The organism is Type-E symbiont of Plautia stali (assembly GCF_059731115.1).
The window spans coordinates 839,754-853,104 of the sequence record NZ_AP035906.1 but is presented as its reverse complement, the minus strand read 5'-3'; the positions used below and the strand labels follow the sequence as shown (position 1 = coordinate 853,104).

The 13,351-nt window shown below is 57.0% G+C and carries 8 protein-coding genes; 1 reads left to right on the top strand and 7 read right to left on the bottom strand.

The window, feature by feature from the left end:
* Window positions 1-2: 2 nt before the first annotated feature.
* Window positions 3-350 carry an iron-sulfur cluster insertion protein ErpA gene (gene erpA, locus AC6I8L_RS03770; RefSeq protein ID WP_034829523.1) on the bottom strand — a complete coding sequence of 116 codons (348 nt, stop codon included), beginning with the start codon at window positions 348-350 and terminating at the stop codon, window positions 3-5.
* A 222-nt stretch (window positions 351-572) separates the two neighbouring features.
* On the opposite strand from erpA, the gene hemL reads away from it, so the two are divergent.
* Complete coding sequence (hemL, locus tag AC6I8L_RS03765; protein ID WP_058960858.1) at window positions 573-1,853, top strand: glutamate-1-semialdehyde 2,1-aminomutase; 1,281 nt, start codon at window positions 573-575, stop codon at window positions 1,851-1,853.
* 194 nt (window positions 1,854-2,047) lie between these two features.
* Here the strand turns inward: hemL and fhuB are convergent, their stop codons facing one another.
* From fhuB to hrpB, 6 genes are all read right to left on the bottom strand, one after another.
* Window positions 2,048-4,024, bottom strand: a complete 1,977-nt coding sequence (gene fhuB, locus AC6I8L_RS03760) for a Fe(3+)-hydroxamate ABC transporter permease FhuB (RefSeq protein ID WP_058960859.1) — start codon at window positions 4,022-4,024, stop codon at window positions 2,048-2,050.
* On the bottom strand, window positions 4,024-4,902 hold the full coding sequence (gene fhuD / locus AC6I8L_RS03755) for a Fe(3+)-hydroxamate ABC transporter substrate-binding protein FhuD (protein ID WP_058960860.1): 879 nt from the start codon (window positions 4,900-4,902) through the stop codon (window positions 4,024-4,026). Before fhuD ends, fhuB begins: the two co-directional genes overlap by 1 nt.
* 9 nt (window positions 4,903-4,911) lie before the next feature.
* Entirely contained in the window at window positions 4,912-5,706 is a 795-nt protein-coding gene (gene fhuC / locus AC6I8L_RS03750) for a Fe3+-hydroxamate ABC transporter ATP-binding protein FhuC (protein ID WP_058960861.1), read from the bottom strand.
* A 95-nt stretch (window positions 5,707-5,801) separates the two neighbouring features.
* Complete coding sequence (gene fhuA / locus AC6I8L_RS03745; protein WP_058960862.1) at window positions 5,802-8,009, bottom strand: ferrichrome porin FhuA; 2,208 nt, start codon at window positions 8,007-8,009, stop codon at window positions 5,802-5,804.
* 214 nt (window positions 8,010-8,223) lie between these two features.
* Window positions 8,224-10,770, bottom strand: a complete 2,547-nt coding sequence (gene mrcB, locus AC6I8L_RS03740) for a bifunctional glycosyl transferase/transpeptidase (protein WP_058960863.1) — start codon at window positions 10,768-10,770, stop codon at window positions 8,224-8,226.
* Between the two features lie 98 nt (window positions 10,771-10,868).
* Complete coding sequence (gene hrpB / locus AC6I8L_RS03735; protein WP_058960864.1) at window positions 10,869-13,340, bottom strand: ATP-dependent helicase HrpB; 2,472 nt, start codon at window positions 13,338-13,340, stop codon at window positions 10,869-10,871.
* Window positions 13,341-13,351 lie beyond the last annotated feature (11 nt).

Here is a 13,351-nt window from a genome sequence, read left to right as displayed (position 1 = left end):
GATCAGATGCTGAAGGAAGAACCACAACCGCAAGTCGTTTTCGCGTTCGGGTTTGTCACGATAAAACGTGAACCCTCAAGACCTTCGGTATAATCAACCGAACCGCCCACCAGATACTGCAGGCTCATTGGATCAACCACCAGCGCCACGCCCTGCTTTTCAATGGTCATGTCGCCGTCATTCATTTGATCGTCAAAAGTAAAACCGTACTGGAAACCACTGCAACCGCCACCGGTGATGTACACGCGCAGTTTCAGCTCTGGATTCTCTTCATCCGCGATCAAATTTTTCACTTTTTTCGCTGCTGCTTCAGTGAATTGCAAAGGCAGCGCTGCTACGTCGTCACTCATGTTTTACTCCGGGTAAACGTCCAGGTCAGAAAACGACCTTAATTTCACTATTATCTGCCAGCCGCCCAGTGCAATCAAGTACTGCGCTTGACACTGTGTGCCGCCTGCGCTGCGCTAAAGTATAGCTTTAAAAGGCTTTCGCACCCGCTTGCCTTTCTAATCTGGCGACTCTTCCCTTAGAATGGCGCCAGAATTTTTTTCCAGAACAGCAGGAGCCGAGCAATGAGTAAGTCTGAAAACCTGTATGCCGAAGCGCAACGCCTGATCCCTGGCGGTGTGAACTCCCCGGTACGTGCTTTTACCGGTGTGGGCGGCGTGCCGCTGTTCATCGAACGCGCCGACGGCGCTTATCTGTATGACGCCGATGGCAAAGCCTACATCGACTATGTCGGTTCATGGGGCCCAATGGTGCTGGGGCATAACAACGCCAATATCCGCAATGCGGTGATTGAAGCGGCATCTCGTGGTTTGAGTTTCGGTGCCCCAACCGAAATGGAAGTGAAAATGGCCGAGCTGGTGTGTGAGCTGGTGCCAGGTATGGATATGGTGCGTATGGTGAACTCCGGCACCGAAGCCACCATGAGCGCGATTCGTCTGGCTCGTGGCTTTACCCATCGTGACAAGATCGTCAAATTTGAAGGCTGCTACCACGGCCACGCCGACTGTCTGCTGGTGAAAGCGGGTTCCGGCGCATTGACCCTGGGCCAACCGAACTCACCGGGTGTTCCGGCTGATTTCGCTAAACACACCCTGACCTGCACTTACAACGATCTGGCGTCAGTACGCGAAGCCTTCGAGCAATATCCAGAAGATATCGCCTGTATCATCGTTGAACCCGTTGCGGGCAATATGAACTGCATCCCACCGCAACCGGACTTCCTGCCGGGCCTGCGTGCACTCTGTGATGAGTTTGGTGCGCTGCTGATCATTGATGAAGTGATGACCGGCTTCCGTGTGGCGCTGGGCGGTGCTCAGGCTTATTACGATGTCACGCCGGACCTGACCTGTCTCGGCAAGATCATCGGTGGCGGCATGCCGGTGGGCGCATTTGGTGGTCGTCGTGATGTGATGGCTGCACTGGCACCAACGGGTCCGGTTTACCAGGCGGGTACGCTTTCCGGTAACCCGATTGCCATGGCGGCCGGTTTTGCTTGCCTGACGCAGATTGCTCAACCGGGCACGCACAGCACTCTGACCGACCTCACCACCCAACTGTCTGAAGGCTTGCTGGCAGCGGCAAAAGCAGAAAACATTCCGCTGGTGATCAACCACGTTGGCGGCATGTTCGGTATCTTCTTTACCGATGCCGAAAGCGTAACCTGCTATGCCGACGTGACAAAATGCGACGTTGAGCGCTTTAAGCGCTTCTTCCACCTGATGCTGGAAGAAGGTGTTTACCTCGCACCTTCTGCTTTTGAAGCGGGCTTTATGTCGCTGGCACACAGCCAGGAAGATATTCAGCGCACCATTGATGCGGCACGCCGCAGCTTTGCGAAGCTGTAAGCCATTAGCGGGCGCCAGGAATGGCGCCCCTTCATTGATGTGCCCGGCTGTCCCTTGAGGCACAACGTCCCCTAAAGACACCCTTGCCGTTCGTTCGCATCGTTATGCTCAGCTACACGCATACCCCCATTTCCGTTAGGTTGCACAATTATGCGCAGCTGCCCTGTAAGCGCCGATTGACGTAGGTTGCGCGTTTATGCGCGACGCAACAGCCAGATAAAATACGGCGCGCCGAAGAAGGTCGCCATTAAACCTGCAGGGATCTGATCCGGGAACGCCAGCATCCTGCCGCACCAGTCTGCTAACACCATCAATCCGCCGCCTAATAATCCCGCCATCAACACCTGCGGTAATGCGCGCCTGAAGCCCAGCATGCGCACGATATGCGGCGCCATCAAACCGACAAAACTCAACGGGCCGATGGTCAAGGTCGCCGTGGCCGTTAACGCCGCCGCCAGCAGCAGCAGGGCCAGACGCGAACCTGTTAATGCCATCCCCGCTGAACGTGCCGTCACACTACCCAGCGGCAGCAGTGTGAGCCAGCGGCTCGCCAGTGGCGCAAGCGCAATAAATACGATACCCACCACGGCGCTTTGCACTGCCTGCGGCATATTGATGTTGTAAGTCGAACCGGAAATCCAGCTTAGCAGGCCGCCCATGCGCGGATCGCCACTCGCCATTAACACCATCAGCAAGGTGACAAAGGCACTGTTGAGCGCCATGCCCGCCAGCAACATACGCTCCGGTGAGAAACCTCCGCGACTGGCGACCAGCATAATGACCAGCAGCGTCAGCGCCGCGCCTAATGCGCCAGCGGGCAGCAACCACGCCACGGCGTCACCCGGCACAAAGAACATCATCACGACCACACCACAGGCCGCGCCGGAACTGATGCCTAACACTTCCGGACTGGCCATCGGGTTGCCAGTGAGGCGCTGAATCAACGCACCTGCAACACCCAGCATCATCCCCACGACTAATGCCGCCAGCACGCGAGGTGCACGCCACGGCAGCAGTTGATGCAGCATCTCACCACTCACCCACGTCCAGCTGTGTGCATCACGACCAAAGGAGATGCCGATAACGCTCAGCAGCGTCAGCACCCCAAGGCCAATGCCACACCACAGCACCACCTTCTGGCGCTCTGCCGGCACCTTGTCGCCCATATTCATTGCCGGTGGAACCGAGCCGGTACGTAAACGCGGCAACAGCCACAGCAGAATCGGTACGCCAATCAACGCGGTCGCTGTGCCGGTGGAAACCTCGCGCCAGTGGCTGGTCAGCCACAATACGCACTGATCGGCCAGCCACAGCAGTAAGGCACCAATCAGCGGAGCCAGCAGCATACGGCTGAGTAAGCGACGCCCCCCGAGCATTTTCGCCAGCAGTGATGCAAACAGCCCGATAAAACCGATAATCCCGGCGACGTTCACCAATTGCGCACTTAACAGAATCGCCAGAGCGAGTGCGCCGACACGCGCAGCAGACAGTGCCAGACCGAGATTTTTTGCTACGCCGTCATCAAGCCCCATGAGCGTCAAGGGGCGCAGCAATGCCAGCGCCACGACAAAAGCCAACAGCAGACGCGGCCACAGCATCGCGACGTTATGCCCATCCATCTGATTCAGTGTGCCGGTGCTCCACAAGAACATATTCAGCAGCTGATCATGATTGAAGATGGCAAAGATTTGATTCACCGAACCGGCATACAGGCTCAGGACCAGCCCGGCGAGGATCAGCATCACGGGGGACAGCCGTTTGCCCCAGGCCACGCCAAATACCAGGATGCCCACCAGCACTGCGCCCGCCATCGCAGCAAATTGCTGTGTCAGCTCACCACCCGGCAAATGCCAGAGCGTGACGACCGTAATACCGAGCTGTGCACCGGATGACACACCCAAAGTGGTCGGTTCCGCCAGCGGATTGCGCAGCACCTGCTGAAACAGTAAACCGGCCAATCCGAGACCCGCCCCCACCAACAGCGCCAGCGCCAGACGCGATAACAGGCTGTGATGAAACACCACCTGCTGAATACTGTTGATGTCCGGTGCGAAGATGGCCTGCGACCACTGTGCCACAGGCAGTGCGTCACGCAGATTGATAAAGGTCAGCGCCAGCGCCAGCAAGAACATGCTGCTTAGCAGCATCAACGGAAAGAGACGATGGCGCATCAGTGCGACTCCAGCGCGTGTTCCAGCACGCGGACAAATTTCAGCGCTGAATAGGTCGCGCCGTAATACCACACGGCAGGCACACGCTGGAAGCGGCCCGCGCGGATAAACGGCAGCGCCTGCCACAGCGCAGTTTTCATCACCTGCTGCATGTCACGATCGTTATCGTGATCAAAACAGATCACCTGCACATCGCCGACATCGGCTAACCGCTCAAGCCCAACCACGGCACTGCCCCAGAAATTGGTTTCACCCTGCCAGGCGTTACTCAGGCCAAGGGTTTCCATCACTTCGAGGAACAGGCTGTTGGTGCCAAACGTGATGGCGTGGCGGCTGTCCATCAATGACATCAACAGCACCGGACGATCTGCACAGGGTTTAAGACGCTCGCGCGCTGCCGCGAGCTGCTCATCCAGGAATTGCAGATGCTGTACCGCCTGCGCTTCCCGGCCCAGCCGGGCACCGAGCGCATGCAGTGATTGGCGCGCCGTACTGAGCGGTTTACCGTCCCCGCTATTCAGATCAAAGCCCATGGTCGGCGCGATGCGATCGAGTTTATCTAATCCCGGACCGTAGCCGTTGGAGTGCAGGATTAAGGAAGGTTCGAGCTGCGTCATCAGTTCCAGATTGGGTTCGGTGCGCAGGCCGAGATCGATGGTGCTGGCGGATAGCATCGGCTCACCAACCCAGATGTTGTAGTTGCGCAAATCAGCCACACCGAGCGGCGAGACACCGAGCGCCATCAGTAGCTCAACGGGTAGCCATTCCAGCGCCAGGATGCGCTGCAGATCGGGTGTTGCCGCACGCAATGGGGCAACGTTCATCAGTGGCGTCAGTGCCAGCGCCGTCAGCAAGCGACGGCGTGAAATGTCGAACATGGCGAGGCCTCAGTAAACAAAACTGACGGGAGCACCGCCTTGTGGATGGGGCAAGATGCCCATCGGAATACCGTAGATATTGCCCAGCACATCGGCCTGCATGATGACATCAGGCCCGCCTTCCGCAATCATTTCGCCGCCTCGCAGCGCCACCAGACGGTCGCAATAACGTGCCGCCATGTTGATGTCATGCAGCACGGCAATCACCGTTAACCCGCGCTCGCGGCTGAGACGTTGAATCAGAGCCAGCACATCCACCTGATGCGCAATATCCAGTGCGGAAGTGGGTTCATCCAGCAGCAGGCAACGGCTGTTCTGCGCCACCAGCATCGCCAACCACGCGCGCTGGCGTTCGCCGCCTGACAGGCTGTCCACCAGACGCCCGGCAAACGGTTTCAGGCCCACCAGCGTAATCGCTTCTTCCACGCGATCGCGATCTTCCTGCCCGTAGCGCCCGAGCGCCCCGTGCCAGGGATAACGACCAATCGCCACCAGCTCACGCACCGTCATCCCTTCCGCCGCCGGTAACTGCTGCGGTAAATAGGCCACCTGGCGCGCAAAATCTTTGCTGCCCCAGTTCTCCACCGCATCGCTATTCAACAGCACCTGGCCTTCACTTGCCGCATGATGGCGACCGAGCATTTTCAGCAAGGTGGATTTACCCGAGCCGTTGTGGCCAATCAACGCCGTCACTTTACCCGGCGCAAAGGTGAGTGAAAGTGGATGCAGCAACGTGCGCCCAGGCACGCGAAAGCTGACATTATCCAGCGTGAAGGTGGTTTCTTCGTGATGCGGATGCTGCATGGTGATCCCTGATTAATAAGCACAAAACAGATCTGATTTTGAAGTGGGCGGCCCTGAGGCCGCCCCTTATCACAACATTGTTCGCCCTGACAGAATCAGAAGCGGAAGGTCGCCGTACCGACGATTTGACGTTCAGCACCCCAGTAGCAGGCGTAATCACGATAGCAGCTGGCAACGTATTCACGATCGAACAGGTTGTTGATGTTCACACCGACAGAAGAGCCCGGTAAACCGAAACGACCGAGGTCATATTTCAATGCTGCGTCGACAGTGGTGTAACTGGCTACCGCAAAGTTCTGGTTAGCATCGGTGCCACTCGCGTACAAGCCCTGACTCTCACCCACGTAACGCACACCGGCACCCAGCGTCACACCTGACAACGCAGTTTCATGGAAGGTGTAATCCCCCCACAGCGATGCCATATGCTTCGGCACCTGTACCGGCGTTTTGCCCTTCAGCACAGTGTCTTCGGTATATTCCGCATCGGTATAGGTGTAGGACGCCGTCATATTGATGTTGGCGTTAAGCGCCGCTTTGGCTTCCAATTCAACACCGCGAGAACGGATTTCACCGCTCTGAATGCTGGCAAACTGATGCGTTGGATCAGGATCGGCTGTAAGGTTCTTGGTTTTAGTCAGCTCATATACTGCTGCCGTCAAGACGACTGGGCGATCTTTGGGTACATACTTCACACCAGCTTCATACTGTTTAGCGCGCGAGGGGTCAAATGCCTGACCTCCCCAGGTTGAGCCTGAGTTAGGGATGAAAGCTTCGCTATAGCTGAAGTAAGGTGCTATACCGTTGTCAAAGACATAGTTTAGACCTCCACGCCAGGTAAACGCTTGATCATTTTGACGATCAACAGAATCGGCAACGCGATCATACACGGAGGTCATCGCGTAATCGTAACGACCACCTAATGTCAGCACCCAGCGGTTCCATTCCATTTGATCTTGAGCATAAAGGCCTGTTTGGCGCTGCTTATTAAGATGCTGATAAGGGTCGGCATATGGGAACGTGGTGTCATCACCATATTGCGGGTTAAAAGGGTTCAGACTGTTAGCCGTACCGAATTGAGCATCAATATCATTACGCATGCGTTGGAAATCCACCCCAAGCAACAAAGTGTGTTCAACGGCACCTGTATCAAATTTTGCCTGCGCCTGAGTATCCACGGAGAACTCATTCAGCTTCTCATCAGATAAGGCTGAGTAACGTGTAATATTCCCGGCAGTTTCGTTGTAACCAAAGCCGTAAATACTGCGATATCCGGTACGCATATCCGCATAACGCAGATTCTGGCGCACCGTCCAGGTATCGTTGAAGCTGTGCTCGAAGTTGTAGCCCACCATCTTGGTGTTGCGCGAAATCTTGTTGCTGTCTTCGCCTTCATCAAAATTGGTTGGCAGTTTGTAGCTGCTACCGTCCGGGCGGGTAATGCCGACCACGGTGCCCTGACGCGGCAACCAGCCGTAATAACCGGTTTCCGGCTCGTTCTGGAAATAGGTCAGCAAATCAAAGCGGGTATTGGCATCCGGACGCCAGCTGAACGAAGGCGCGATGGTATAACGCTTCTCTTTGTTCATATCCTGCTGCGCGTCTGCACTGCGAGCCAGACCCGTCAGGCGATAGCTGTACACGCCGTCATCATCCAGCGATCCGCCGAAATCGAAGCTGGTAGAGAACAGGTTATCGGTGCCCATCTGGAACTGCACTTCATGCAGTGTTTCCTGCGTCGGGCGCTTGCTCACCAGCGACACCACGCCGCCTGGGTTGCTTTTGCCGTACAGCACCGACACCGGGCCACGCAGCAGTTCCGCACGCTCAAGGAAGTAAGGATCAATGGCGAACTCGGAGTAGTTATCCCCTTGCAGCTTTAGTCCATCAAGATATTGGTTAGTGTTGGTTTCGCTAAAGCCACGAATTGACAGCGCATCGATTACGCTTGAGCTGCCGCGGTTACCCGTCAGCACGCCAGCCGTGTAGTTAAACGCACCTTTTACGCTGGTTACAGCGTGCATCGCCATCTCTTCCTGCGTCACCACCGAAACCGACTGTGGGTTTTTCTCAATTGGCGTATCGGTTTTGGAGCCGGTAGCACTGTGTTTCGCGGCAATGGTAGGAGCCGGACCCCATGCGCTTTCCTGCGCGACGGTGTTGCCGCCATTGGCGGTCACCACCACGGTATCTTCTGCCAGCGCCTGTGCGCTCAGCGTACCCAGTGTTAAAGAAATCATTAAAGCGAGCGGACGACGGGAGTTCGCAGCACGTGCAGAACAAGGATTAGAATTTCGCGCATTCATAAAAAAGGATCTCTCGAAAAGGAAACGATGCAGGCGAATGAAAACGAGAATGATTATTAGACGCACGGATTTTAGGCGAAGTTTGGCGAGATCCGCAAGATGTAATGCCTGATGGCGGTGCGTTTGCGACCAGATCGTGCATGTCCATGATCGCGATTAATAAATCACAGGCATGAAAAAGGGCGCCGTAGCGCCCTCTGTTTTCTGCAGCTAACTATTTGCTGCCAAACATATCCTTGATCCAGCCCGCCACGCCGTCAGCATCTTTCTGCTCACCCTGTTGCTGCTGAGGTGACTGCTGCTGCGGTTGCGACTCTTGCTGCTGTTGGATCTGCTGCTGTTGCTGGATCTGTTGCTGCTGTTGCTGGCACAGCGCGTTGGGATCCAACGTCCATACCGGCAGTGAACGCCAGGTGCTGCTGCCAGAACCACACACGAAGTTACCGGCAGAGTCGACGTTCATCTGCGTAATATCTTCTGGCGGTGTCAGCACCAGCGGCATTGGCGCCTGGTTGTCGAGATAACGGCGATAAATCTGCATCGCACCGCTCGCACCGTACAGCTTCGACGTCTGGTTGTTGTCGCGGCCAACCCAGGTGATCGCCACTTCCTTGCCATCAATACCCGCAAACCAGCTATCGATCAGGTCATTGGTGGTACCGGTTTTACCCGCCAGATGGGCATTCGGATAACGCGCGCCCAACGCACGGGCGGTGCCGTGGTCAGCGACCTGCTGCATGGTGTACAAGGTCATATAAGCCGCCTGCGCCGGCTCAACGCGCTGCGCCTGCGGGAAGCTCTGATACAACACCGTGCCATCTTCGGCGATCACCGAGCGTACCGCTGAGAGATCGGCGCGGTTACCGCCGCTGGCAATCGACTGGAACGCCTGTGCTGCTTCGATCGGTGTCAGATTAAGAGCTCCCAGTAACATCGCTGGCACCGGATTCAGCTGATCTTTCGGCACGCCCAGCTTCGTCCAGGTATCCACCACCGAAGGCAGACCCAATGTCATCCCCAGATTTACGGTAGGCACGTTCATGGAGTTGGTTAAGGCATCCACCAGCATCACTTTGCCGCTGAAACGCTTGTCGTCGTTCATCGGTTTCCAGATGGAACCGTTCGGCTGTTTCAGCGCAATCGGCTCATCCGCCAGCCAGGTGTTCAGACGATAGGTATTCGGCTGGCTCAATGCGGTGAGATAGGTCGCCGGTTTAGCCAGTGAGCCAATAGAACGACGCGCCTGCAGCGCACGGTTATAGCCCGCGAACTGCGGATCGGCACCGCCCACCATGGCACGCACTTCACCACTGAAGCGATCCACCACCACCATCGCGGTTTCCAGATCCTTCAAGCCACGCTGTTTTTTCAGCGCCGGGATGCCATCTTCAACCGCTTTTTCCGCCGCATCCTGAGAGATAGGATCGAGCGTGGTGAAGATCTTCACGCCAGACAGATCTTTAATCTTGTCGCCCAGTTTGGCCTGCAACTCGTTACGTACCATCTGCATAAAGGCAGGCTGCGGCGTGATCACGCCCCCTTTCGGCTGCACACCCAGCGGACGCGCCGAGAGCATGTCATACAGCTCCTGGTCGATCACGTTTTGCTGCTGCAGTAAACGCAGCACAAGATTACGACGCTCCAGCGCCAGTTTCGGGTTGCGCCACGGGTTGTACAGCGACGCACCTTTCACCATACCAACCAGCATCGCCTGCTGATCGAGGCTCAACTCATCCACCGGACGACCAAAGTAGTACAGACTCGCCAGTGGGAAGCCACGGATCTGATCGTTGCCCGCCTGACCGAGATACACCTCGTTCAGGTAAAGTTCAAGAATGCGATCTTTGCTGTAGCGCGCATCCATGATCACCGCCATGTAAGCTTCACGCGCTTTACGCCACAGTGAACGTTCGTTGGTCAGGAACAGGTTTTTCACCAGCTGCTGCGTCAAGGTACTGCCGCCCTGCACCGCTTTACCGGCAGTGATGTTGGCGAGGAACGCACGACCAATCGAGTACGGGCTGATGCCATCATGCTCGTAGAAGTGGCGGTCTTCGGTGGCGATCAGCGTACTGACCAGCAGATCCGGGAAGCCCGCACGCGGCACGAACAGACGCTGCTCACCGTTCGGCGATTGCAGCATGGTGATCAGACGCGGATCGAGGCGGAAGAAGCCAAAATCACGTCCGGTATCGAGGTTTTTAATCTCGCTCAGTTCGTTGTTGCTGAACGTCAGACGGGCGTTGATCTGCCCCTCTTTGCTGTCCGGGAAGTCAAACGGACGACGCAGCAGATCGATGGTGTTGCCTTTGACGCTAAATTCGCCCGGACGGGTAATGCGCGACACTTCGCGATACTGCGTGCCTTCCAGCAGCGCAATCATCTCTTTTTTGTCGTACGACATTCCCGGCTCAAGGCTCACCATGCGGCCGTATACGGCAGCAGGCAGCTGCCACACTTTACCGTCGATGCGGCTGCGGATTTCTGAGTCAAGATAAATGCCCCAGGCCACCATCACGACCACAAAGACCAGGAAGAGCTTAATCAACCAGCCTAACCAGCGACGTTTGCCGCGTGGCGGACGTTTTCCTTTCCCTTTACCTTTTGGTGGCACCGGTGTGCTCTCCTCATCATCTTCGTCAAAATCGTCCTGATCGATATCATCATCGAGCTCCCTGCGGCGACCCCGACGGGCAGTGCTGCGCGGCGGCTTTGGCGCTTTTCCTTTACGCCCAATAGGTTCGCGATCGTTCCCAGACATGCTTTTATTCTCCAGGCATAGCTACGGCTGCGGCCGTTACTCTAACTGCTTTCTCGTGCTGCGCATGGCAGAACCCTCTGAATTCGATCCACAGAGTGTCACGATGAAAATTTCTTGGTGCGCCTTGTCGGTAAGGCGTTTGCCGGATCGTCGGGCCAGGGATGTTTGGGATAGCGCCCTTTCATCTCTTTCTGCACTTCAGGATAGGCTCCGCGCCAGAACGCTGCGAGATCACGGGTGATCTGCAACGGACGCTGCGCCGGTGACAGCAGCTCCAATACCAGCGGAATACGGCCTTCAGCCACCGCCGGATTTTGCGCTTCACCAAACATCTCCTGAATGCGCACTGCCAGCGCAGGGGGCTTATCCACTGCGTAGCGAATCGGCAGGCGACTTCCGGTCGGCACAGTGTAATGAGTTGGCAGCACAGTATCCAGCCGCTGACGTTGTGACCATGTCAGCAAATGTAATAATGCGCTGACAAGATTGACGGCCTGCAGGCTCCTGAGATCGCGCACGGAACCCATCTCGGGCAACAGCCAACGCTCCAGCGAGTCGAGCAGGCTCTCATCGTCCAATGGCGGCCACGCCTCTTCCGGCAGCCACTCGGCGGCACAATGCAAACGCAAACGCAACTGTTCCGCTTCGGGGGTCCAGCCGAGTACCGAGAGCCCTTTTTCGCGGATCCAGCGCAACATCGCCGGGTGTAAAATCTCCGGTTCCGGTCGCGCCTGCGGCTGTGCTTTTAGGACCAGCGCACCCACGAGTTCCCGTTTCCAGACGCGCAATGTCCCTTTCTCTTCATCCCATTCCACATCTATGCGCTGCGACACCAGTTCAGGACATTGCTGGCGTAACGCACTTATCTCTACCGGCAGCGCCAGTAACATGCGGGCTTCGGCGGCACTGGCGCCCTGTAACAGGGTCGGCGCGATTAACCACTCATAGCGGCTCAGGCCATCCTGTTCATCCAGCATGGCGCCAATACCGTTAGCCAGCTGATAGCGTGCGCTTTCGCCTCGTCGCTGCGCCAGACGATCGGCAAAGCCTGCCACCAATAATGCGGGGAAAAGATCGGGATTGACGCGGCCATCGCTGGCATTCAACCGTTGCTGCCACTGACGCGCGCGCCTTTGCCAATGCGGCTGTGGTCGATTAAGGGCGTCGCGCAAATCTGCACTACCGTTGCGCGGTGGATCTTCAAGTATCGCCACCAGCAGAGCGGCACTGGCGATGGCATCCTGACTTTGTGCCGCACACAGAATCGCCGTCAAACGTGGATCGCTGCCAAGCGTCGCCATTTTACGGCCGCGCGCGTTAAGCCTGCCGTTTTCTAATGCGCCTAAGCGCGTTAGCAAAGCCTGTGCCGCTCGCAAGCTGAGTTGCGGTGGCGCGTCCAGCCAGCAGAGCTGTGACGCATCCTGGCAACCCCATTGCAGCAAATCGATCTGCAGCGCAGCCAAATCGCTATTGAGGATTTCGGGTTCACTTTGCGCCGCTGCACGCATCGCCTGCTCCTGCGGCAGCAAATGCAGGCAAATACCGGGTTCAAGACGCCCGGCTCGCCCGGCTCGCTGGGTCATGGAAGCCTGGCTGATGCGTTGCGTTTGCAGGCGCGTGACGCCGCTACGCACATCAAACTGTGCCGAACGCTCCAGCCCGCTATCCACCACTAAGCGGATACCTTCAATAGTGAGACTGGTTTCGGCAATGTTTGTGGCGAGCACCACTTTGCGGCGACCGGCAGGCGCAGGCAGAATCGCTCGACGCTGCGCATCCATTGACAGCGCACCATATAAAGGAGAGAGAGCCACGTCTTCATCGACGCGGGATTCCAGCTCGCGCTTTACGTGCTCAATTTCTGCCACGCCCGGCAGGAACAGCAGCAGCGAGCCCGACTCCTCACGCAGCAACTGCGCCACTTCTCGCGCCACCGCTTCGTCAAAACGTTGCTGCGGGTTGAGTGAGGCATAACGGCGCGTCACCGGAAAGCTGCGTCCTTCAGAAACAATAAAAGGCGCAGCAGGCAGCAGCTGACGCAACCGATCGTTATCCAGCGTTGCGGACATCAGCAGAATTTTCAGGTCATCGCGCAGCCCTTGTTGCACATCCAGCAGCAGCGCCAGCGCCAAATCAGCCTGTAGGCTGCGCTCATGAAACTCATCGAGGATCACCAGCGACACACCTTCGAGCATCGGATCGCGCTGCAACATGCGCGTCAGAATGCCTTCGGTCACCACTTCCAGTCGCGTATGGGGGCCGCAGCAGTTTTCACCGCGCATGCGATAACCCACGGTGCCACCGGGCTGTTCCCCCAACTGATCCGCCAGGCGCTGCGCCACATTTCGCGCCGCCAGACGACGCGGCTCAAGCATAATGATGCGCCCCGGCAGCACCGACTGCTGTAGCAGTTGCAGCGGCAGCCAGGTCGATTTTCCCGCGCCGGTGGGTGCCGCCAGTAAAACTTGTGATGACTGAGACAATGCATCGAGCAATGCAGGCAGCACCTCACTTACCGGTAATTCACTCACACTTAACTCCCACTCTGCCTGTGCTAACATGGCGCGCATTGTAGCACTCA